Here is a 24,492-nt window from a genome sequence, read left to right as displayed (position 1 = left end):
GAGTAGTAAAAAATAAGATAGCTTATCAATCAGATTATCAGAAAAACTTTAAAATTTTAACCTAAAGAATTTGCATATTAACATAGAACATCGGGGCTAGGAAAGTGGTTTTCCCTTTTAAGTAAAGTTGTAGCGAGTTTATTTGCATTCTAAAACGACCCCGTCAAAAATTCTTCCGAATTTTCGCCACCCCTCCAAAGGAGGGGAATTAAAAAAGCTATTTCAATCATGATGTTTATTCTCGATCATGTAACTTCCATCAACTATCAACTATCAACCAGCCTCAAAAACCTTATCCATAAAATAGTTAAATTTTAAACTTTAACACTGATTTTGTCGTAAGGTTAAATTTTTATTAAGTTTTTGGCAGAAATTTTGATAGTGCTTTAAAGATTATTTCAAATAGTATTGAAAACTGATAATCTATATATTAACAATTTTAATTTTATAGTGATGAAACACCTAGAACACAACCAGGAATTTCGGCTGAACGAAATCCTTTTCGAAAACCGTAACAAAGCGTATGGTGCGTATGTATTAAGAACAGAATCAGACAGAATTTTAACCAAAGCATTTTTTATAGGTGTCGGTTTATTAGCTGCGGTTTCTATTATTCCAACTGTCATTTCTGCTTTTAAAACTGTAGAAACACAGTCAACTGGAGACACTGAAAAACCATTCGTTCTGGTTATTCCAGATGAGCCTGCAGTAAAGCTCCCTGAAAAAGTGACTCCACCTGAAAAGGTAACACCACCGCCTCCGAGCGTAAAGCAATATAATGCTACAATTGCTACTCCTACAAGAAATGCAGATGAGAGTAATATTGTAAAAGATATTCCTAAAGATGCAATTGCAGGAGTGAAGAATGATTTAGAAGCTCCAGTTGCTCCAACGATTAATGCACCAACACATACTGTCTCTGGACCTGGAACGGTTGTTCCGCCAAAGATTGTTGTACCAACTGATCCGGGACCTGATAATTCGGTAAAAGGAACAGATGAATTAAGTGTAACAGCAAAATTCGAAGGAGGCATCGATGCTTTTAGAAGTAAAGTAATGAACAGATTTGATGTTTCAGCTTTTGAAGACGAAGGTAGCGTAAGTACAACAGTTACTTTTATTGTAGAAAGAGACGGTACTATTTCAGATATTAAAACCCACGGAAAAGATGCTTCTTTCAACGCAGAAGCAATCAGAACCATAAAAGCCGTAAAAGGAAAATGGATTCCGGGTAAAAATAAAAAAGGAGAATCTGTAAGAAGTTATTTTAAGTTTCCTATTTCAATGAAATTTGATAATTAATAACCTCAAATATAAATTTCAACACTTATCCACAAAGATTTATTTTTGTGGATAATTTTTTTTATATCTAAAATGCTTGTTAACAATATTTTAACTCTATTTTCGTTTTAGTGATTCCCCAAGAGCAGAGAAAAAAGTGTATTTTTGATGCTTAAAGTTTGAGCAATGGCAAAAATTATAGGTATCGCTAATCAGAAAGGTGGAGTAGGAAAGACTACTACTGCCGTAAATTTAGCTGCAGCATTAGGAGTTTTAGAAAAGAAAATCTTAATCATTGATGCAGATCCACAGGCAAATGCAACATCCGGTCTTGGCGTGGAAGAAGTTCCGTATTCTACCTATAATCTTTTAGAACACAGTGTTGAAACCAGAAACTGTATTCAGCGAACTACAACTCCAAACCTGGATATCGTACCTTCTCACATCGATTTGGTAGCTGCCGAAATTGAATTGGTAGACAAAGATCAACGTGAGTATATGCTGAAAAAGGCATTAGAGGAAGTAAGAAATGATTACGATTATATCATCATCGACTGTGCGCCAAGTTTAGGTTTGATTACAGTGAATGCTTTAACAGCTGCAGATTCTGTAATTATCCCAATCCAATGTGAGTATTTTGCTTTGGAAGGTCTTGGGAAACTTTTGAACACGATTAAAAATGTTCAGAAAATCCATAATAAAGATTTAGATATCGAAGGATTATTGTTAACGATGTACGACAGCCGTTTAAGACTTTCAAATCAGGTGGTAGAAGAAGTAAACTCACACTTCCCGGAAATGGTTTTTGAAACAATTATCAGCAGAAATGTAAGATTAAGTGAAGCGCCAAGTTTTGGTGAAAGTATCTTGAACTATGATGCCGAAAGTAAAGGAGCGATCCAATATATTCAGCTTGCAGAAGAAGTGTTGTTGAGAAACGAAAAATTAGTAAAAAATTAAAATGATTTTTGTATTTAATAATTAATCAATTATCATTAATCAATAATCATTTATACAAAAATGAAGGACAAAAAAAGAGCGATGGGACGTGGTTTGGGAGCAATTTTAAGTGCAGAATCCAAAGCTACGGTCAATACAGCAACTGATGAGGGAGCAGATAAATTTGTGGGAAATATCATGGAAGTTTCCATTGAAGATATCTATCCGAACCCGACACAGCCAAGAACTTATTTTGACGAAAAAGCATTAAACGAACTTGCACAGTCAATTACAAACTTAGGCGTTATTCAGCCTATTACGTTAAGAAAAGACGGTGAAAAGTTTGAAATTATTTCTGGGGAAAGACGTTTCAGAGCGAGTAAAATTGCGGGATTAACGACGATTCCGGCATATATTCGTTTGGTGAATGATCAGGAGCTTCTTGAAATGGCTCTTGTGGAAAATATTCAGCGTGAAGATCTTGATGCCATCGAGATTGCACTTACTTATCACAGACTTTTGGAGGAAATTGGTCTTACTCAGGAAAATTTAAGCCAAAGAATAGGAAGAGACAGAAGTACGATTACCAACTCAATCAGATTATTGAGGTTGAGTCCGGATATTCAGAATGCAATCCGTAGCGGAGAAATTTCTGCAGGTCACGGTAGAGCGATCATCAGTCTTGAAAATGAAGAACATCAGCAAACTTTATTTGATTTAATTATCAAAGAAAAACTGAATGTACGTCAGTCTGAACAAGCAGCTGCTGCTTTGAAAAATCCGAAATCTCCGGCAGCTAAAAGAGCAAAAGCTGAGCTTTCTAATAATTATAAAAGAGCACAGAAAACGATTGCAGATATTCTTGATGTAAAAGTTGAGATAAAAACAACAGGAACCGGTAAAAAAGGCAAGATTGTTTTAGATTTTAAAAATGAAGATGAGCTGGAATATATTTTATCTCATATTAAATAAATGAAAAAAATAGCTTTCATCTTTTTACTTTTTTTATCAGGGCTGGCTTTATCGCAAACCAACCCAAGAGATACCATCAGATTAGAGCATTATGCGACTGATAGTATTCCTGCCGTAAAGCCCCAAGCTGAAGCTAAAGTTGTTGAAGATATCGAAAAAGCAAATGCTCCCGCATCTTTAAAAGTAAAAAAACTGAATCCTACAAAAGCAGGTCTATATTCTGCAGTTTTACCGGGATTGGGACAGGTTTATAATAAAAAATACTGGAAAGTACCTATTGTTTGGGGTGCTGTAGGAACCGGAGTAGGTATTGCAATCTGGAACCAAAATCAGTATAAAAAGTACCGTGAATATTATGTTGCAAAACTTAATGGTGCTCAAAATGATTTCCTAGATAGAAACCCGACTCTTGATAAAGTTGCATTGGGAAATGCACAAGACCGAGTGAAAAGACAGAGAGATTATGCAATTGCAATTACAGGTTTAATTTATATTTTAAATATTGTAGACGCTGTTGTAGATGCACATTTGTATGAAGGTCGTAAAGATCCTGATTTAACATTAGCTCCTGCGGTAATCTATGATGATTTTAATACTAATCCTCCAAAAACAGGTTTAGCTTTAAGTTTCAGATTCTAGAAAAAGATAATAAATAGTAAGATAATAAGTTTTAAAATTTTATGAAAATAGCATTAGTTGGATACGGAAGAATGGGGAAGATTATCGATGAGATTGCTTCAAAAAGAGGACATGAAGTTGTTGCCCGACTGAAAGAAACTCCGACCGCTGAAAACCTTAATAATCCGGATGTGGTGATTGAGTTTTCACTTCCTGAAGTGGCTTTTGATAATATTAAAGCTTGTCTTGAAAATAAAATTCCGGTAATCTGTGGAACAACAGGTTGGCTGGAAAGAAAATCTGAAGTTGAACAATTGGCTGTTGAAAACGAAACTGCATTTTTATATGGTTCAAATTTTAGTTTAGGAGTGAATTTATTTTTTGCTTTAAACGAAAAACTGGCTGATTTAATGAAAAATGTGGATGAATATTCTTGCCAGTTAGAAGAGATTCATCATATTCATAAGCTTGATGCTCCGAGCGGAACCGCTATTTCTTTAGCAGAAGGAATCATTAAGAACAATAATAAATTTGATGCATGGAAATTGGAAGAAACTCAGGATAAAAACTTGGGTATTTTTGCCATCCGTGAAAATGAAGTTCCGGGAACTCACTCTGTGTATTACAGAAGTGAAGTAGACGAAATTGAAATAAAACATACCGCATACAATAGAAGCGGATTTGCTTTAGGAGCGGTAGTTGCTGCAGAATGGATTAAAGATAAAAAAGGAAACTTTACAATGAAAGATGTTTTAGGACTCTAGATTTGTAACAAAATCCCTACATTGCAAACTAATAATAGAGAATTTGTATAAGAATCTATTACTTATTACACATAGCTCATTAATCATAATTACAGATTAGGCACAAAAATTTATGAATTATTTTTTAACGTATACAGTTTATGTTCTCATTTTATCAGTATTGATGGGGATTTCCACTTGGAAGCTGTTTAAGAAATTAGGGTATAGTCCGTTATTCGCATTTATCCCTTTCTATAATTATTTCATTATTCTTAAAGAAACGAAACATCCGAAATGGTGGGCAATCTTATCATATTTACCTATTGTAGGTCCTATTATGATGAGTGTTTTTCATTTGTATTTAATGAAAAAATTTGGAAAAAGCCTATTCAAAGATCAGTTGCTGACTGTGATTTTGCCGTTTATCTATATGGCAACGGTAAATTATTCTAAAGATACCGAGATTGAAGACGAAAATGATTTATATCTAACGGAAGACGAAAAAAATGCAAAAAAGAAAGATACTTTTATGGGATCAATCACTTTTGCGGTAGTTTTTGCAACCATTATCCATGTTTTTGTAACACAACCTTTCGGAATTCCTACTGGTTCAATGGAAAGAACTTTATTGGTTGGAGATTTCCTTTTTGTAAATAAATGGAGCTACGGTTACAGATTGCCGATGCGTCCTGTCGCAATACCTTTCTTGCAGGGAACGATTATGGATACCGGTGAACCGGGAAATCCTAAAGATGATCCTAAATCTTATGTTGAAGGAATAAAATTACCTTACGAAAGAATTTTCCAATTCAGCAAACCTCAGAGAAATGATATTGTCGTTTTCAACTATCCGAGAGATTCTGTGCATGTTTCACTAGACAGAGCAGATCCTTATGTAAAAAGATTGGTGGCAGTTGCAGGAGATACTTTTGAAATGAGAGATGGTAGACTTTTCGTTAACGGAAAACCGGAAACTGTTTTAGGAGATCAGGAAGTGCAGCACAGATATATTGTAAACACAGGAAGTCAGCTAGACATTCCAAGTTTATATAATACTTTTGGATTTTTGCCTGTTCAGGAAGGACAGAATGAAAAAGGAGGATTTGTATATTATTTTCAAGGCTTAACTGCAAAAACCGCTGCAGAAATTAAAAAACTTCCTCAGGTAATTGATATGCAGGAACATATTCAGCCAAAAGGTGAATCAGCGATTGCATATCGTGATGAGACAAGAACTAAAATTGATACCACGAATTCTATTTTCCCGATTAACAGTGGATGGAATCAGGATCAATACGGACCACTAAAAATTCCTAAAAAAGGTGATGTAGTTACTGTTAATCAGCAAACGTTACCTGAATATCAGTGGATTATTAAAAATTACGAACATAATTCATTAGAAAATAAAAACGGAAAAATTTTCATCAACGGAAAAGAAACCAATCAATATACAATCCAACAGGATTATTATATGATGGTGGGAGACAACAGAGATGCTTCTTTAGATGCGAGATTCTTTGGTTTTGTTCCTGAAGAAAATATCGTTGGAAAACCAATGTTTACCTGGATGAGTTTACAAGGTGCTTTTAAAGATTCAAGCTCTTCTTATCAGGCTCCGTTTAAAATCCGTTGGGAAAGAATGTTTAAGGCAACCAATACAGGAGAAGCAAATAAAGCATCTTACTGGTGGATTGCAGCAATGATACTTGTTCTTTTCTTTGGCTGGGAATATTTTATGAAATTATTCGGCAAGAAGAAAAAAGAAGACGAAATATAATTACTTTGTTAAAGTTGAAAATCTTTGACAGAGTTTTAAATATCAATTTAAAAAATAATAAAATGAAGTGTTTGAAAAAATACTTCATTTTTCTATATAATAGTTATGCAGAATATATTATTACCGGTATTTTATTTACCACCCATTTCATGGTTCTCAGAATTTTTGAATGCAGAAAATGAAGTGACTTTTGAACAGTTTGAAAATTTCCCAAAACAGACTTTTAGAAACCGCACCAATATTTTTGGAGCCAACGGAAAGCTTTCATTAATTATTCCGATTAATCACAACGGAAACCGCGAGTTTAAAAGCACTGAAATCTCTTACCGCGAAGATTGGCAAAATCTTCATTGGAAATCTATAAAAACAGCATATCAAAGCTCTCCGTATTTTGAATATTATGAAGATAAGCTGAAGAAACTTTTTGAAAACAAAGAGAAATTTCTTTTAGATTTTAATATCAAAAGCATTCAAATTATTTTAGATATTTTAAAAACAGAAAAGGCATACTCTTTGAATGAAGAATATATCAAAAATCCGGAAGAGGTTAATTTTAGAGGAAAATTTTCTGCGAAAATACCTTCAGAATATGAGATGGCAGAATATTATCAGACCTTTTCAGATAAACTCGGATTTTTGAGTGATTTGTCGATTGTGGATCTTATTTGTAACAAAGGCCCGGAATCGATGACTTATATTAAAAATATTAAAAAACTATAATCAAACAACGCAGTATCATTGTTAAAATATAAAGATATTGCTTTACAGATGATTATTAAATAAATTCTACATATGAAAAAGGTAATGTTAGCCGCAGTTTTTTTAGCAGGCTTTACTTATTCATCAGCTCAGCAAACTTCTGCAGTTGATCCAAAAGAAAATAAAGACTTAATGACTTGGTATCATAAAGATTTTGCGACGACAAAAGTTTATGGTGTTAATACTGAAAATGCATACAAATTTTTAGAATCGAAAGGTTTAAAACCTAAAACGGTAGTTGTTGGTGTTTTGGACAGCGGAGTTCAGGTAGATCATCCTGGATTGGTGAAAAATATGTGGACAAACCCTAATGAAGTTCCAAACAACGGTAAAGATGATGACGGAAACGGTTATATCGACGATATTCACGGCTGGAATTTTATTGGTGGTAAAAATGGTGATATCGATATAGATAATATGGAAGTTACCAGAGTTGTGGCAAAATACAAACCTGTTTTTGAAGGCGATAATTCTACTCAGAACAAAGCAAATCAGGCAAAAATGCCGGAAGAATTTGCAATGTATATGAAATCTAAAGAATTGTTTACTAAAAAAAGTATTGATGCAAGACAGAGTTTTCAGCGTGTTACGATGATTAATGAGTCTATTCCTTCAATGGTTACAATTTTAGGAGGTCAACCTTTAACGGCTGAAGTTCTTAAAAATAAAAAACCTTCAACCCAGTTAGAAGCAGTAGCATTGGAAATTCTTGCCAATCTTGTTAAAAGTCCTGAATTTGCAGGAAAACCAGCAACAGAAGTAGAATCTAAGCTTAAAGAAGAGATGAAAGGAGCTTTGGATCACTTTGGTCCGATGGCTAAGCAATATGATCTTAATTATGACCCAAGAGCAGAAATTGTAGGCGATAATTATGATGATTATTCTGAAAGAAATTATGGGAATAATCATTACCAAGGTCCGGATGCTGAACACGGAACGCATGTTTCAGGAATTATTGCGGGTTTACCGCAAGGAAAAGAAGTGCAGTACGGAGTTGCATCGAGAGTTGCAAAAATTATGTCTGTAAGAACGGTTCCTAATGGTGATGAGAGAGATAAAGATGTTGCAAACGCAATAAGATATGCAGTAGACAACGGAGCGAAAATTTTGAATATGAGTTTCGGAAAACCTGTTTCGCCAGGTAAAAATGTAGTTTGGGATGCATTTCAATATGCTCAGGATAAAGGCGTACTATTAGTAAAAGCTGCCGGAAACGAAAACGAAGATGTTGCAGAACATTTGGCTTATCCTACCAATTTTAAAAACATTACAGACGAAGCACCTTTCGTAAATAATGTAATGGTTGTGGGAGCAAGTACCAATAGAAACAACGAATTGAGAGCTGATTTCTCAAATTACAATAAAAAAATGGTGAATGTATTTGCACCGGGAGAAGAGATTTATTCTACAGTTCCTACAAACGAATACAGCTATCAGCAAGGAACTTCTATGGCTTCACCTGTTGCAGCGGGAGCAGCGGCGGTATTGTTGGCTTATATGCCAAATCTTAAACCGGCACAGATCATTGAGGCTTTGGTAAAGACCAGTAATTTGAGTTCAGAAAACCAATTTGGAGAAAAATCTCAAGCAGGTGGAGTAATCGATGTTAAAAAAGCTGCAGAGTATGCTTACAATAATTTCTACGATGGAAAATCGAACACTGTAAAAACCAAAACAGTGAAAAAATCAAGACCTGTTAAGAAATCTGTAAAGAAATAATAATCAGATAGATTGAATATAATTTAAGTAAAGCCTGAGTTTTCTCAGGCTTTATTTTTTTTAATAAAGTAAAATTTGGCATGGTTTTTTGTATTATCTTTAATGTTAAAATAATAAAACTACAATATGAAAAAGCTATTACTTGCAGGTATATTGGGATGCTCGCTTTTTGCAGTGTCTTGTTCCACGGTTCAGAAGGCAAAAGACGCACAAAATGTAAGATCAGAATTTCTTAAAATGAAAGGAGATTGGCAGATTGTAAGCATCAATTACGATAAGCAATACAAAATCAAACCTTTTGATGAGGGTGCAGATGCACAATGTTTTGTAGGAAGTCACTGGAGATTTATTCCGAATAATTATTCCGGCTCTTATACATTAAACGGAGGTGGTTCTTGCCCAAGTGTGATTCAGGCAATTAAAGTTGATATTAAAGGAGATACTTTTACCTTTAAAAAAATTGCAGACGGTACAAAAGCTAAACAAAATACTGCAGGATATACTTTAACTGTAATTAATAATACAACAGATCAGTTTTCTTTAGAACAGAATGTACCATTCGACGGAAATACGATCAGAGTGGTTTACAATTTCGAAAGAACAGGAATGGATTACACTAAATAATTAACTTAAAACATTTTAAAATGAAATTTAATAAAACATATATAGCAGCATTATTCTTATCATCAGCTTTGTTATTAACAAGTTGTGAAGCCGTACAAAATTCTAATCACCAACAGAGAGGTACTGCAGTAGGAGTTGCTTCAGGAGCTGTAATCGGTGGTGTATTGGGGAATAATGTTGGGAAAGGTAAAAACGCAGCATTAGGAGCAGTTTTAGGAGGTATTATTGGTGGTGTTGCAGGTAACGTTATCGGTAACAAAATGGATAAGCAGGCAAAAGATATTAAAGAAACTTTACCTGGTGCAGAAGTAGAAAGAGTAGGAGATGGTATTAAGATCACAATGAACGAAAGTATTGTAACTTTTGCATTCGATTCTTCGGACCTTACTGCACTTGCTAAAACAAATCTTGATAAATTAACTAAAGTTTTAGTAGATAATCCGGATACAAACATCAATATTTACGGACATACAGATAGCAAAGGAGCAGATGATTATAACCAAAAATTATCTGAAAGAAGAGCCAATTCTGTGAAATCTTATTTGATGACTAAAGGAATTGCATCAAGCAGATTGTTCGCTTTAGGTGAAGGAGAATCTATGCCGGTTGCTTCAAACGATACAGATGCAGGAAGAGCTAAAAACAGAAGAGTAGAGTTTGCCATTACAGCAAATGAAAAAATGATTAACGACGCACAGCAAGGTCAATAGTCATTTAACATATAAATATTATTTCTTAAACCGCTTTGGCGGTTTTTTTGTATTTTTATACCTGATTTTTTTATCATAAATCATTATTTTTGCAATCGAAACCACATTAATGAAGAAATATTTAAAACTCCTTCGGGTAGAACAATGGGTAAAAAATCTTTTTGTATTTGTTCCGCTTTTTTTCTCTGGCAATGTTAAAAATTTAGATTTACTTAGTAAAAGTATTTTTGCATTCATCATATTTTCTCTGGCTGCAGGTGTTGTTTATATTCTCAATGATTATAACGATATTGAAGCAGACCAAAAGCATCCCGAAAAAAGAAGACGTCCGCTTGCAAGCGGAGCCGTTTCAAAGAAAACAGCAATAAGCATTCTGATTGGTTTAATCATCGTAGATGTAGCGCTCATTCTATTTGCTCAATTCTATTTTCATCGTCCAATCTGGAAATTTGCTTTCATTATCGCATTTTATTTTGTGATGAATCTTGCGTATACATTCAAGTTGAAGCACGTTCCGATTATTGATATTTTTATCATTGCGATAGGTTTCGTTCTTCGTGTACAGGCAGGAGGTTATATTACAGGAATTTTTATTTCGCAGTGGGCAACTTTACTGACCTTCGTATTGGCATTGGTTTTAGCAATAGGAAAGCGAAGAGGAGAGCTCATTAATGCACAAATTTCCGGGAAGACCAGAAAATCTTTAGATGGTTATAATGTACAGTTTGCAGATATTGCACTTTCAATTTCTGTTACTTTGGCGATTATTTGCTATCTGATGTTTACGCTTTCTCCTGAAGTTCAACAAAAATCACATTCAAGTATTTTTTATACCGTTATATTCGTTGTTTTTGCATTTTTAAGATATTTGCAGCAGACATTGGTTTATAATCGTACAGAATCTCCTACAAAAATTTTGTACAGAGATCGTTATATTCAGGTTACTCTGGTTTTGTGGGTGGTCTCGTTTTTAATATTGATTTATTTTAAACACAGTATTATTAATTTTAATTTACTGTAATTATGAAGCCAAATTTCATACAGAAAGTTACAAACTGGGGCAATTTTCCTATCGTGGAAAAAGAGATGAAGTCGGAAGACAGCTTCAGAAAGATTAAAGAATTTGTACAGAATCATAACGAGGTTATTGCAAGAGGAAACGGAAGATGTTATGGTGATGCCTCATTGGGTGAAAGTATTTTTTCGACTAAAAAATTAAATAAATTCATCAGTTTTGATCGTTTAAACGGAATTATAGAATGTGAATCGGGTGTTTTGCTGTCTGATGTTTTAGAAATATCGGTTGCGCAAGGTTATTTTCTTTATGTAACTCCCGGAACAAAATTTATTTCTGTTGGTGGTGCCATTGCATCTGATGTTCATGGGAAAAATCATCATTCTGAAGGTTGCTTTTCAGAATATGTGATCGATTTTAAATTGATGACAGAAAATGGTGACATTATTATCTGTTCAAAAGAAGAAAATTCTGAAAAATTCTATGCAACAATCGGTGGAATGGGACTTACCGGAATTATTCTTTCAGCTCGATTTAAGCTAAAAAATATAGAAACAGCCTACATTCGTCAGGAAAGTATTAAAGCTGAAAATTTAGACGAAATATTCAGATTGTTTGATGAAAGCGAAAGCTGGACTTATACTGTAGCCTGGATCGACTGTCTGCAAAAAGGAAAAGATATCGGAAGAAGTATTTTGATGAGAGGTGAACATGCTTTTGCGCACGAACTTCCTCAGAAGTTTTCAAAAAATCCTTTACGATTAAAGAAAAAGTTTTCCCCTACAGTTCCGTTCTATTTTCCGGGATTTATTTTGAATGCTCTTACTGTAAAGCTTTTTAATCTGTTATATTATAAAAAACAAACCCAAAAAGAATTAAAGAATATTATCGATTACGAAACCTATTTCTATCCGTTGGATGCGATTAATGACTGGAATAAGATCTACGGTAAATCAGGTTTCATCCAATATCAAATGGTGATTCCAAAAGAAAATGGTAAAGAAGGAATGAAAAAAATTCTTGAAACCATTGCCAACAGCGGAAACGGTTCTTTCCTTGCTGTTTTAAAATTATTCGGGAAAAATAATCCTGAAGCATATAATTCTTTTCCAATCGAAGGATATACTTTGGCGTTAGATTTTAAGGTAAATTCTAAGCTGGAAAAATTGGTCGAACAATTAGATAAGACTGTGCAGGAATTTGGAGGGAGAATTTATCTTACCAAAGACAGCATGAGCAAATCTTCGCTGACCGATTATCTTAAAAATGTAGAAAGCTCTAAATTTGTGTCTTTACAGCACAAAAGAATCTTAAATAATAAGTAAATGATAGTTCTCGGAAGTACCTCTGAAGTAGCGCAGGCTTTTGTGGAAAAAGCTTTGCAGGAAGGCGAAAAATATGAAAGAATTTATCTTTTTACCTCAAACAAAGACGCAACGGAACGTTTTGCAAAACATATCGATGTGAAATTTTTGCAGCAATCTGAAATTATTGAGCTCGATTTAACAAAAGAAATTAATTATTTTGATTTTGATCACGTCAATTCAAATCTTCTGATTTGTGCAACCGGATATTTGGGTGAAAGCACAGAAGATGGGTTGTATGACAATAAAAATACAGAACGGATTATTGATATTAATTATTCAAAGCTGGTTCCTGTCATGAATTATTTTGCACAGAAATTTGAAAGCAAAAGATCAGGAACAATCATTGGTCTTTCATCTGTTGCAGGTGATCGTGGAAGACAGAGTAACTTTATTTACGGAAGTGCAAAAGCGGCTTTTACAGCTTATTTGAGTGGTCTTAGAAATTATCTTTTCGAAAAAAAGGTTCATGTTTTAACCGTAAAACCGGGTTTTATGGCAACAAAAATGACGGAAGGTTTACCATTAAATCCGAAATTGACTGCAACTCCGAAACAGGCTGCAGAATGTATTTACAAGGCTTTCAAAAAACAAAAGAATGTGGCATACGTTTTACCGATTTGGGGCGTTATTATGATGATTATCAAAAATATTCCTGAGTTTATATTTAAAAAATTAAAGCTTTAGCCGTAGCATGAAAAAATTGTATTGTTTTGATTTTGACGGAACCATCACCTATAAAGATACGATGTTTATGTATCTTAAATTTTATAATCCATCTAAGTTTCGGGTGCAGTTTTTGAAGCATATTCCGCTTTTTATTTTATTAAAATTAAGATTGGCTGAAACGGAAAAGGTAAAGAAAAGTTTCATTGGTTCTGTTTTAAAAGGTCAGCTCCAATCTAAAATTGAAGAAAAATCGAAACAATTTTTTGAGGAAAATTATCCTAAAATCGTTAGAGAGAATGCTTTAGAATTCATTAAAAATATAGATAGAGAAAATACACAAAGTCTTATGGTGACAGCTTCTCTTGATATTTGGACTAAACCTTTTGCAGAAAAATTACAAATGAATCTTGTTTCGACACGGGCAGAGTTCAAAAATGGGATTTTTACAGGCAATTTTATAGGCAAAAACTGCAACGGTGTAGAAAAACTGGAGCGTATAAAAAAAGAAATTTCAGACAGTAAGTACGATAAAATCATAGCGTTCGGAGATACGTCGGGAGATAAACCAATGCTGAAATGGGCAAATGAAGGTCATTACCAATTTTTTCATTAATTTTGAAGGATTAATAAAAGTAAAATGAATAAACTGCTGATTTTTTGTTTTGCAGTCATAATGAGTTGCACAAGCACAATTGCACAAAAATCTGAAGACATGCAGAGTAAAGCTGAAATTATAAAGTCTGAATCACAGGGCGGAACCGAACAGCCCGGCTTTGTAATCATTAAAAATGAACAGGAATTTCAGAAGATAATAACATCTATGCAGGGCATTTCTCTTGTAGAAGTAGGAAATGAACCAGCGATAAAGTTTCCTGTTTTTCCAAAAGATAAAAAAGTGGTCTTGTATAATTTAGGAAGGTTTAATTCCGGAGATCACACCATAAGAGAAATCAAGAATATTTCTGTAAAAGATAATGTGCTGTATGTAGAAGTTCCGATGTATGAATCTGGCGGAATGGAGATTCAGGTACTTTCAAATCCTTGGTTTATCTTTACAGTTCCTTCAAATTATCAGTTCACTTCAGTACAATTAAAATCTTCAAAATAAAAAATGAATAAAATATATTTAGATAACGCTGCTACAACGCCACTTTCAGAAGAAGTAATCGATGCAATGGTCGATACGATGAAAATGAATTTTGGGAATCCTTCTTCTACCCACAGTTTTGGTCAGGAAGCGAAGATTCTTATAGAAAATGTAAGAAGACAGGTTGCAGATTATCTACATGTAACTCCGGCTGAGATTATTTTTACCTCTTGTGGTACAGAATCTAATAATATGATCATCAAATCAAGTGTTGAACATCTTGGTATTGAAAGAATCATAAGCTCTCCGATGGAGCACAAATGTGTTTCTGAGAGTATTCTGGATATGAAAAACAGAAAAGGGGTAGAGGTTGCTTATATTCGTCCTAATGAAAAAGGAGATATTGATTTAGCCAAATTAGAAGAGCTACTTAAAAATTCAGATAAAAAAACATTGGTAAGCTTAATGCATGCCAATAACGAAATCGGAAATATTGTAGACATCAAGAAAATTGCACAGCTTTGCAAAGAAAATAATGCACTTTTCCATTCTGATACCGTTCAGACAATGGCGCACATGAATCTTGATTTCTCAGATATTCCTGTTGATTTTGCATCTTGCAGTGCGCATAAGTTTCATGGTCCTAAAGGAATTGGTTTTGCTTTTATCAGAAAATCTATTGGTTTAAAAGGGATTATTACAGGTGGTCCTCAAGAAAGAAGCTTGAGAGCAGGAACAGAAAATGTTGCCGGTATTGCAGGTTTAGGAAAAGCTCTGGAGCTTTCATTAAATAATATGGAAGCTTATACAGAACACATGCAGACTATTAAGCAATATACAATTGACAGAGTTGCTGCAGAAATTCCGGGAGTGAAGTTTAACGGGAGAAGTTCTGAAGCAGATAACAGTTTGTACACTGTAGTAAGTCTTTTACTTCCTTACAAAAATCCTTTAATCGGATTACAGCTTGATATGAAAGGAATTGCTGTGTCACAAGGAAGCGCATGTTCTTCAGGAGCATCAAAACCTTCTATGGTAATGATGATGGTACTTTCTGAGGATGAAATGGATAATTGCACACCTTTGCGTGTATCTTTCAGCCACATGACGACAAAAGATGATATCGATGTTTTTGTGACTGCTTTAAAAGAGATCTCTAAAGATTTCGTTATAGAAAATACAAATGTTGAGCATAGATAGGCTTTTCATTTTAAAGTGGTAATTTTGAATTAGAAAAATAAGAAAGAATATTAATAATTAAAAGATAAAAAAATGGCTTTAGAAATTACAGATAGCTCGTTTCAGGAAACGGTTTTAAAATCAGACAAACCGGTATTGGTAGACTTTTGGGCAGTATGGTGCGGACCGTGCAGAACTTTAGGACCAATCATCGAAGAAGTTGCAACAGATTTTGAAGGAAAAGCTGTCGTAGGAAAAGTAGACGTAGATAACAACCAGGAAATTTCTATGCAATACGGAATCAGAAATATCCCTACAGTTCTTATTTTCAAGAATGGTGAAGTAGTAGATAAATTGGTTGGTGTAACACCGAAAGAAGTAATCGCTGAGAAATTAAGCGCACACTTATAAAAAAAATACTTTGATAATGAATGCTTTCCGTTTTGGAGAGCATTTTTTATTTCTAAAAGTTTGCAGAATTACTAAAAATTTGTATTTTTGCAACCACAATAACGGAAGATAATTCTGAAAATTGTAAAATGATCCGGTAGTTCAGCTGGTTAGAATGCCGCCCTGTCACGGCGGAGGTCGCGGGTTCGAGTCCCGTCCGGATCGCATTAAAGCTTCAAAACAAATGTTTTGAAGCTTTTTTATTTTGTGTGAACTCCTCATCCGTTTGCAATCTCAATTATCTCTTTTTATTCCCAACTTTTAGGATTGAGCCATAATAATTTAAGAACTCAAAAGTTTTTTAATTTCTTCCTGATCCCTTTGGTTGCGTCTTCTGATTTTCAAGACAGAATAGAAGAAAAATCCCAAAATAAGAACGCCGGATAATACAACAGCTGCAACAAGAAAATGATAATGAGTAATCATATCTTTACTTTTTTTCTGAGATTCAAGATTATGAATGTCAAGAGCATGATTAATAGAACTTAGTTCGTTTTGTTCCCTTTTGAGACGGGTTTCGAGGTACTTTTTACTGTAAATCTGATAAAGATTTTGTTTCCCCATCGCCAGATAATTATCTGCCATTTCTTTATGGATTACCTCATTAAGGGTAAGATCACCAATATTTTTACTGAGCTTTTCAGCTTGTAACAAAAGGTCTAAAGCTGCTTGATTTTGATGCTTTTGTTTTGGTATTTCAGACATTCCTTTCAGTGCAAAAGCTTCTAAGCTATTAGCCTTGATAAGACGCGCAATATCAATCGATTTTTGAAAGGCTTTTTGAGCTTGGTTGGGTTCACCAATTGTAAGATAACAGTTTCCGATATTATAGTAAATAATACTTTGATTATAGAAGGTTGTTTTTTGATCGGCTACTTTTTCAAAATTTTTAATGGCAATTAGGAATTCCTGAAGAGCAATTTCCGGATTTGCCTGGCTTTTATAAATCATTCCTCGTAAAGCAAAACTTCTGGCAGTTTCAAAATGCTTAAGAGAAAGGTCTTCCGGAAGCTCAGCCAAATATTTGTCTACCTCATCAAGGGTCTCGATGCTTTTGCTTAAAAGATCCATTTGCTGAAACTGCACTGCAGCAGTCATCAAAACAGAAGTTTGCACTTTTGGGTCATTTGTTTTTTTTGCCAGTTCTCTTGCTTTGTAAATATATTGCAGTGATTCATCAAAATCTCTTTTTGCAAATCCTGCAGTAGATAAAAGCAGATAGATTCTGATTAATTTCTTGGTGTCTTTTTCGTTTTTAAGGAGTTTTTTTCCTGTTTTAATTACATTGTCAGGATTATTGTAAATCTCCTGATTGGCCTTTTTAATAATGATACTCAATGAATCATCATGCGTTTTTTGACCTGAAACAGAAACTGTAAAGAACAAAAATAACAGCAAAAAAACGTGAATAATTAACTTCATGATCTTTTGTTTTTAATGATTTCCTGAATGTAATGATTAGGCGACATCCCAGTAACCGATTTGAATACATTGGTAAATGCTCCATGTGAAGAAAAGCCCGAATATTCGGCAAGATAGCTTACTTTATAGTTGAGAAAAGCAGGATCGTTTTTTAATAAACTTGCAATGTGGTTAATTCTTAATTCATTAATATAGGCATTAAAGTTTTTCCCTTTATTACTGTTGATTACCTCAGAAAGATATTTCGTATTGATTTCTGTTTGTGCAGATAAAATAGAAATCGACATATTTTTACTTAAAAAATTGGTAGACAGTTCCCATTCTTGAAGCCTCTGCAAAATTTCGTCTTCTTTTTCTTTTGAAACTTTTGGAGATTCTTTTTCTGTAATTTTCTGTTCCTTCTCTTTTTCTATACCATTTTTTAATGTACTAAAATGTAATTGTATAGCTTTCTCCCTTTCTTTTTGTTTTTCAAAAAAAACAAGTTGTTTTTTCAGGTCTTTACTTCTTCGAGATTCGTAAAGAAAATAGGCAACAATTCCCAAAACAAAAAATAAAACAACAATAGTGATATTTCTGAATTGTCTTATTTTGTTTTGTTTCTGAATTTCAAAATTCTTCTTATTATAGGTTTCTACCAGTTTTACGATGTACTGTATTCCTTCCTTTTTGTTGGAATCCAGTTTTGTTTTCAGATCTGTATAGAGATTATTGTAATGATGGTATTTTTCATCATTATTTAGCGCTAAATAATTTTTTGTAAATAATTCGTAAAAAACGATTTTAATATTATTGTAAGGCAGGTTTTCGATTTGCAAAAGCCCGTTCTCTAAACTTTTGATAGCAGTGTTGTAATCTTCTTTCTGAAAATAATAACGAGAAAGGTTTTCGTAAGCAAAAGCTGTAATAAAAGGATAATCTCCATTGTTTTTCACTTCACGAATAATTTCATCGAGCAGTTTTTTTGCTTCCTCTAATTTATTTTGTCTGAGAAGGTAAGAAGCTCTGAAAATCTTATTTTCCCAGAGTAGAATGGTATTTTCTTTATTGTGACCCGTAAGATATTGATTACTTATGATAAGATTTTGAAAGGCTTCCGGATAATTTCTTGTAATTCCGAGGTTGATTGCCTGAAGCTGATACAATTTTGCAATGGTAGTTTTTACCTTCATATCACGACTTTTCAGCAGATCTTTATTTTGTAAAATATTGGAAATTATCTTTTTAGATTGACTGTAAAGTCCGAGATTCTGATATTGATCGGCAAGGCTGTATTCACTAAAGAGATGGATAAAGTGCAATTGTCCATATTTTCCGATGCCTTCTTCCTCTTCTTTCTGATTGTAAATGTTTAGTGACTGTACATAATTTCCCTGCATCGCATAAGCTTGAGAAAGAATATTTCTTAAAACAATTTTATGCTCTAAATTTTTATCACTGATTAAAAGGCTTTGAGAATAGCTAATACAATCTTCCGGATTTTGATATAATTTTTGAAAAGATTTGTCTGTTAAAATACTAAAATCCGGACCTTTTTGTCCATAGGTAAATAGAGGAAATAAGACGATTAAAAATAATAAGAAGACATTATTTTTTAGAGTTTTTTTACAGTTAAAATAGTTTTCTGCCTTGTTTTTCACGATAATTTCGATTAACTGTCTCTTAATAATGGTTTTTCTTAATGTATTGATTTTTAAAGTTTTGTGATTTTAATTCTTGTAAATTCAATGAATTCTGCAAGCCTGTTTCTTCATATAGGACAAATATAACACTAATATTGTTTAAATCTTTAAGCGGACTGAAAATTTAGATTTACTCTAAAATTTTGATGATCAAAGTAGAAAATGCAGAGGCGAAAAAAAGCTTAATAATTGTACGCTATTAATTACATGTTTAATTTTAAAAATAGAACTACAATGAGAAAACATTATCTCTTTTGGATGATCTTACTTCTTCCTTTTTTTAAGTTGGATGCACAAACTTACTGTACACCAACTACAGGAACATCCACTACTTATTATTTAAAAAACGCAATATTTTCTGATCAGGGAGCTTTGTATTATGACGCAAGCTCACATCAGGCTTATGTAAATAATTCTGCAACTCAGACGGTAACCTCTTATCCGGGAGGAACTGTAAAAGTACACATGGAATTCGGTGGAGGTGGCACTAAAGCCCTTGTTTGGGTAGATTGGACTGGCAATGGCGATTTTAATGATTTTTACGAAAATCCCATAGGAATATCTGGCTATTCAATTGTTGATGACCAATTTTTTGTTCCGCCGGCTCAGGCGCCAGGAATTTACAGAATAAGAGTACAAACAGGAACAGGTCTTTCTGCAACATCAAACCCTTGTGGCCCCAATACCAACGGTAATTTTGTAGATTTTAGTTTAAAAATCGATCCAACGCCTACGTGCTTCGTTCCTACAGCATTGGTTTCTTCAAATTTAACTAATGGCGATGCTACTATTTCTTGGGATGCTCCTACAACGGTTCCAGGTAATAGTTACGAATATTATTACTCTTCATCTAATGTTGTACCAGATGCTTCTACACCTGCTTCTGGAACCAGCACAACGACTTCTGCGTCTCTTGGAGGATTAACTTCGTTTACTACCTATTATTACTATGTAAGATCAGTTTGTAGTGCTTCAGATAAAAGTGCTTGGTCTTTACGTGGAATATTTAAAACAAAATGCGACCCAAAAGTTGCTATGTATGAAGATTTTGAAACAGCTGCAACCGGAACAAATAGTGCAGATTGCTGGGACAGAATTATTCTGGGTGGAGGTTCTCAAAGTATCTCTGCAGGAAATGGCGTAAACAGTTCAAAAGCAATGTTCCAAAGTGCTAATGGAGCAGCCAATGGTGTGATTGCAGTACTTCCTGCCTTTAGTAACGTGAATGCAGGAACGCATTGGTTGAGGTTCAAAGCAAAAGTAAGCAGCAGTGCCGGAGTATTGGATATTGGATATGTTACTAATGATACCAATGCCGCTTCGTTTGTTAATATTCAATCAGTAAATGTAAGCAATACTGTATTTGATGGGTATGAATATACTGTAATAATACCTAATACGGTACCGGCTAATGCGAGATTAGCAATAAAACATGGTGGAGTACCTGCTGTAAATATCTATTGGGATAATGTATATTGGGAACCAAAGGCAACTTGCTTTGCACCAACTAATGTGGTCTTGTCTAATGTAACCAGTGCTACAGCCGATGTTGCATGGACGGCTTCTACACCTGCACCAGCAATGGGTTATGATATCTATTACAGCACAAACAATACACCTCCAACTGCGACAACAGTACCTAATTTAACAGGAATAACGGCAAATCCTTATACATTACAAGGTCTTAATTCTGCTACGACATATTATATATGGGTAAGATCAAGATGTAGTGCGACAGATCAAAGTTTATGGTCAAATATTAGTTCTACATTAACTCTTTGTGCTCCACAAACATCACTTTTTGAAAATTTTGATTCTTATAATGCAGGATTAATAACCAATGCTACATGTTGGGGTAGATTGGTTACAGGAATAGGAAGTGTAAATGTTAATGGAACGGGAGCGTATTCCGGAACTAAACATATTATGCAGAGACCTCTTACAGGTTCTTCGATGGCTATTTTGCCGGAATTGAATAACATCAATGCGGGAACTCATTCTTTATCATTTAGAGCATATTGCAGTGTAAATACAGGTAAAATAAAAATTGGTTATGTAACAAATCCTGCAGATATTAATTCGTTTGTATTGATTCAAGATGTAAATATTACCAATACAGCTTATACAGGAGCAAGCGAGTATATTGTTGCGGTACCCAATACTGTTCCGGCCAACGCAAGACTTGCCATATACACAACATTTGCAGAAGGAGGAAATGTGAATTATTATTATGATGATATTTCTTGGGCACCTACGGCTTCGTTGGGAGTGAGTGAAATTTCAGCAAAACAAGACATTGCTATTTATCCGAATCCGTTTACAGATATCATCACTGTTTCAGGGAATGTAGAACTGCAGTCGGTGGTAGTATATGATCTTTCAGGAAAAATGATGAAACAATTGAAAGGATCTGAAAAGACAATTTCATTACATGATCTTACATCAGGTGTGTACATGATAAAATTGAATATGAAGAATGGAAATTCTAAAACCATAAAAGCAGTTAAAAAGTAGATATGTTGTCTCTGTCATAAATAGCGGCGAGTAGTAGCGTCGCTTTTATGGCAGTTTTTATCAGATACCAAGCCAACAATCTCTTTTTTACTCCAAATAAATTTTAAGAAAACAAAATTTCACACTCTAAATATTTAATTAAAATGAAATGGCATTAGTAAAGAAGACAGCATAATTAATTATTGTGTTTCTCGGCCACTCGCAGTTTCTTTGGAAATGAATGAAATTTAAGTGAAAACGATATTATTTATTCTAATCCATTTAAGAAAAGCTTTAAAACTTATGTTAGTTCTGCCATAATTAAGCGGTGGTAGTAGCTCCGCAGTTATGGCAGTTTTTTTTGACTGAATTCATTCTTGATGCCTTCATTGTTTCCCAACTCTCAAAAATGCAGGTTTAATTATTCCAATTACTTTAAACATTATATATGATTAGAAGCTATACCTATTTTCAATTATAAAAAATTTAATTCAAGAAAATGATAAGAACATTTCTCGTCTGATTTGCTCTGAATGAAGCAAAATTATTTCAACAAATATTTTATAATAATCGCAATATCATACAGTACAAAGTTTATGACACAGCTGCTTATGATAGACTTAATTTAATTTTTCTTTATAACTTATGAAAAGAATACTATTACTATTAATACTGTTTCTGTTTTCTACTTCTATTTGGGCACAACGAGATACCGAACATTGGTTTGCGCCCATGATGTCTAGTCTTAATCGTAATAATGATAGACAGGCTTTGTTTTTATCTACAGACTCGGCGACCCCTTTTACGGCTACTATTTACAATAATAATATAGTTATCGGAACAGTAACGATTAGTAAGGGAAGTCCACAATCATTCGACATTCCTATGGAAATGATGATTGCAGATACTCAGACTGAGCTATTTAAAGCTACAACCAAAGGTTTGTATGTAAAAGGAGAGAAGCCTTTTTTCTGTACATTCAGATTTTCTGTAAGAGCACATGCTGAAATTCTTACCTCAAAAGGAAAAGCCGGGATCGGTAAAAAATTCTATTCAACTTATGCACCTATTACTGTATCATCAACAGCCTATAATTTTACCAGCGGTATTTTGGCTACGGAAGATAATACAACGATCACAGTTTCGGGCTATAATCCTGCCGTTCAATTTTCTAATGGAAGCACAGGAGCTAGTAATCCTACCATGACTTTTACCTTAAATAAAGGGCAGTCTTACATCATAGAAGGTATAGGAAATATTCTGGCAAATCAAACAGGATTTATCGGAGCTAAAATAGTAGCCAATAAACCAATAACGGTTACCAATGGAAATTTCAATGGTCAAATTGTTGGGTCAAGCAACGGAGGTGATATTTTGATGGATCAGTCTATCCCTACAGAACGTTTAGGTGATGAGTATATATTGATGAAAGGGATGGCTCTTTTAGCGGAAAATACAGAAGGAGCTATCGTTGTGGCGACAGAAAACAATACTCAAGTCTATCTTAATGATGAAACGACTCCTATTACTACGTTAAATGAAGGAGAATTTTACAGAATAAATTCTACAGGATACATCAGCCAGAATTTTAGCGGACATTATAACATGCGGATAAAAAGCACCAAAAATATCTATGTCTATCAGCTGATGGCGGGAACTACTTCAAAGAGCGATATCACACCCGGAGCTAATTATATTCCGCCAATCAACTGTTTCCTTCCAAAGAAAATAGATGAAATTGGAATGATTGATGTTATGCCTCATTATACAACGTTTAACCCTACTGTTAAATTAAATATTATTACCGAAACAGGTGCAACGGTATCTGTAAATAACACTGTTTTATCAGGAACTCAGGGTCCTTATCCTGTTACTGGAAATCCAAACTGGCAAACTTATTCTGTAAACAATGTAACAGGAAATATCACAGTAAAATCTACAAAAGCAGTGACTGCAGGTATTGCAGCAGGTGATGACGCAGTAGGTTATGGTGGTTATTTCGCAGGATTCTCTTCCATTCCTGTTATTGCTAAAACTAATGGGAACTGTATTCCGGGAATGATTTTGGAAGTAGATGACAGCTACGCAACCTACCAATGGAATTTTAACGGAAACCCAATTCCGGGAGCAACAACTAATACATACAGCCCAACTCAGGCAGGAAATTATACGGTCACTGTATCGGTAGGAGGAACTTGTCCTCCTGCGACAACTCCTGTATTTGAAGTGGTAATGCCTCCGCAAATTCCTTCTTTACTTACCGATAAAATCATCTGCATTGATGAAAGAACAACTTTGGATGCCGGTTCTGGTTTTGAATCTTATGAATGGAGCACCGGCGAAACCACACAATCTATATCTAACGTAGGAGTCGGAAATTATTGGGTTATTTTAGGATATAACGGTTGTTTCAGTAAGAAGGAAGTTTCTGTAAAACCGGCACTAAGTCCTGTGATTAAAAGCATTACTTCTGAGTACAATCAAACTGTATTGTCAGTGGAGGGAGGAAAACCGCCCTATATGTATTCCATAAATAATATCAACTGGCAAAGTTCTAATGTGTTTACCAATCTTCCGAACGGGCAGAATAAATTTTATGTAAAAGATTCCTATAACTGCGAACCGATACAGGTAGAAATAACACTTATCAATATTATTAATGCAATTACTCCAAATGGAGATAACATTAATGATGTGATTTCTTATTCAGCTCTTAAGTACAAGAAAGATTTATCTTTTTCAGTCTACGACAGATATGGAAATCAGGTTTTCAAAGGAACTGCCTTCAACAATTATACATGGGACGGAAAATTCAGCAACAAAAAAATGCTCACAGGAAGCTACTGGTATGAAATCTCATGGAAAGAACCCAGTCAGCAAAATACTCTTATAAAATATACGGGCTGGATTTTGGTAAAAAACACGAATTAATATTCGAAATAACAAAACTTTTAATAATCGCAATATCTGCAACAGTAATAATTTGTTT

General features: G+C 34.1%; 21 protein-coding genes and 1 tRNA gene. 20 read left to right on the top strand and 2 right to left on the bottom strand.

Translation table 11 applies throughout. The features are described from left to right. The first annotated feature begins 453 nt into the window (after positions 1 to 453). The 18 genes from OEW74_RS17040 to OEW74_RS16955 all read left to right on the top strand — a co-directional run bounded on the left by OEW74_RS17040 (position 454) and on the right by OEW74_RS16955 (position 16,071). Entirely contained in the window at positions 454 to 1,302 is an 849-nt protein-coding gene (locus OEW74_RS17040) for an energy transducer TonB (protein ID WP_265429614.1), read from the top strand. Positions 1,303 to 1,467: 165 nt separating this feature from the next. Then, the gene (locus tag OEW74_RS17035; protein ID WP_265429613.1) at positions 1,468 to 2,241 is read left to right on the top strand and encodes a ParA family protein; all 774 of its coding nucleotides are present in this window, start codon (positions 1,468 to 1,470) and stop codon (positions 2,239 to 2,241) included. A gap of 60 nt (positions 2,242 to 2,301) precedes the next feature. After that, positions 2,302 to 3,192 (top strand): ParB/RepB/Spo0J family partition protein, encoded by an 891-nt coding sequence (locus tag OEW74_RS17030; RefSeq protein WP_074231864.1) that lies wholly within the window; start codon positions 2,302 to 2,304, stop codon positions 3,190 to 3,192. Continuing rightward, positions 3,193 to 3,831 carry a DUF5683 domain-containing protein gene (locus tag OEW74_RS17025; RefSeq protein ID WP_265429612.1) on the top strand — a complete coding sequence of 213 codons (639 nt, stop codon included), beginning with the start codon at positions 3,193 to 3,195 and terminating at the stop codon, positions 3,829 to 3,831. Positions 3,832 to 3,872: 41 nt separating this feature from the next. Continuing rightward, positions 3,873 to 4,574, top strand: coding sequence for a 4-hydroxy-tetrahydrodipicolinate reductase (dapB, locus tag OEW74_RS17020; protein WP_265429611.1), 702 nt, complete (start codon positions 3,873 to 3,875; stop codon positions 4,572 to 4,574). Positions 4,575 to 4,686: 112 nt separating this feature from the next. Continuing rightward, positions 4,687 to 6,330, top strand: a complete 1,644-nt coding sequence (gene lepB, locus OEW74_RS17015; protein ID WP_265429610.1) for a signal peptidase I — start codon at positions 4,687 to 4,689, stop codon at positions 6,328 to 6,330. A 105-nt stretch (positions 6,331 to 6,435) separates the two neighbouring features. Beyond that, a complete protein-coding gene (locus OEW74_RS17010; protein WP_265429609.1) occupies positions 6,436 to 7,050 on the top strand; it encodes a WbqC family protein in 615 nt (204 codons plus the stop codon). Between the two features lie 72 nt (positions 7,051 to 7,122). Next, positions 7,123 to 8,808, top strand: a complete 1,686-nt coding sequence (locus OEW74_RS17005; protein ID WP_265429608.1) for a S8 family serine peptidase — start codon at positions 7,123 to 7,125, stop codon at positions 8,806 to 8,808. A gap of 126 nt (positions 8,809 to 8,934) precedes the next feature. Beyond that, entirely contained in the window at positions 8,935 to 9,432 is a 498-nt protein-coding gene (locus tag OEW74_RS17000) for a lipocalin family protein (RefSeq protein ID WP_265429607.1), read from the top strand. Positions 9,433 to 9,452: 20 nt separating this feature from the next. Then, complete coding sequence (locus OEW74_RS16995; protein ID WP_265429606.1) at positions 9,453 to 10,142, top strand: OmpA family protein; 690 nt, start codon at positions 9,453 to 9,455, stop codon at positions 10,140 to 10,142. Positions 10,143 to 10,251: 109 nt separating this feature from the next. Further along, a complete protein-coding gene (locus tag OEW74_RS16990; RefSeq protein ID WP_265429605.1) occupies positions 10,252 to 11,163 on the top strand; it encodes a UbiA prenyltransferase family protein in 912 nt (303 codons plus the stop codon). Between the two features lie 2 nt (positions 11,164 to 11,165). Further along, on the top strand, positions 11,166 to 12,482 hold the full coding sequence (locus OEW74_RS16985) for an FAD-binding oxidoreductase (RefSeq protein WP_265429604.1): 1,317 nt from the start codon (positions 11,166 to 11,168) through the stop codon (positions 12,480 to 12,482). Then, a complete protein-coding gene (locus OEW74_RS16980) occupies positions 12,483 to 13,208 on the top strand; it encodes an SDR family NAD(P)-dependent oxidoreductase (RefSeq protein WP_265429603.1) in 726 nt (241 codons plus the stop codon). A gap of 7 nt (positions 13,209 to 13,215) precedes the next feature. Further along, a complete protein-coding gene (locus OEW74_RS16975) occupies positions 13,216 to 13,803 on the top strand; it encodes an HAD family hydrolase (RefSeq protein ID WP_265429602.1) in 588 nt (195 codons plus the stop codon). Positions 13,804 to 13,902: 99 nt separating this feature from the next. Further along, positions 13,903 to 14,298: a hypothetical protein gene (locus OEW74_RS16970; protein ID WP_265429601.1), complete on the top strand. Its 396-nt coding sequence runs from the start codon at positions 13,903 to 13,905 to the stop codon at positions 14,296 to 14,298. Positions 14,299 to 14,301: 3 nt separating this feature from the next. Then, on the top strand, positions 14,302 to 15,477 hold the full coding sequence (locus OEW74_RS16965; protein ID WP_265429600.1) for a cysteine desulfurase family protein: 1,176 nt from the start codon (positions 14,302 to 14,304) through the stop codon (positions 15,475 to 15,477). A gap of 72 nt (positions 15,478 to 15,549) precedes the next feature. Next, positions 15,550 to 15,867 carry a thioredoxin gene (trxA, locus tag OEW74_RS16960; RefSeq protein ID WP_034682284.1) on the top strand — a complete coding sequence of 106 codons (318 nt, stop codon included), beginning with the start codon at positions 15,550 to 15,552 and terminating at the stop codon, positions 15,865 to 15,867. A gap of 130 nt (positions 15,868 to 15,997) precedes the next feature. Then, a tRNA-Asp gene (locus OEW74_RS16955) sits at positions 15,998 to 16,071 on the top strand. A gap of 117 nt (positions 16,072 to 16,188) precedes the next feature. Here OEW74_RS16955 and OEW74_RS16950 read toward each other — a convergent pair. Continuing rightward, positions 16,189 to 17,328, bottom strand: coding sequence for a tetratricopeptide repeat protein (locus OEW74_RS16950; protein ID WP_265429599.1), 1,140 nt, complete (start codon positions 17,326 to 17,328; stop codon positions 16,189 to 16,191). Beyond that, positions 17,325 to 18,968 carry a helix-turn-helix domain-containing protein gene (locus tag OEW74_RS16945; RefSeq protein WP_265429598.1) on the bottom strand — a complete coding sequence of 548 codons (1,644 nt, stop codon included), beginning with the start codon at positions 18,966 to 18,968 and terminating at the stop codon, positions 17,325 to 17,327. The genes OEW74_RS16950 and OEW74_RS16945 overlap by 4 nt, the downstream gene beginning before the upstream one ends. Positions 18,969 to 19,244: 276 nt before the next feature. On the opposite strand from OEW74_RS16945, the gene OEW74_RS16940 reads away from it, so the two are divergent. Together OEW74_RS16940 and OEW74_RS16935 are read left to right on the top strand one after the other, a co-directional pair. Then, positions 19,245 to 21,524 (top strand): fibronectin type III domain-containing protein, encoded by a 2,280-nt coding sequence (locus OEW74_RS16940; RefSeq protein ID WP_265429597.1) that lies wholly within the window; start codon positions 19,245 to 19,247, stop codon positions 21,522 to 21,524. A 624-nt stretch (positions 21,525 to 22,148) separates the two neighbouring features. Continuing rightward, positions 22,149 to 24,434, top strand: a complete 2,286-nt coding sequence (locus OEW74_RS16935; protein ID WP_265429596.1) for a T9SS type B sorting domain-containing protein — start codon at positions 22,149 to 22,151, stop codon at positions 24,432 to 24,434. Positions 24,435 to 24,492: the final 58 nt, after the last annotated feature.

This window comes from Chryseobacterium sp. YIM B08800, from assembly GCF_026163565.1.
Classification (GTDB): Bacteria; Bacteroidota; Bacteroidia; order Flavobacteriales; family Weeksellaceae; genus Chryseobacterium.
This window is presented reverse-complemented; position numbering and strand designations above follow the sequence as displayed.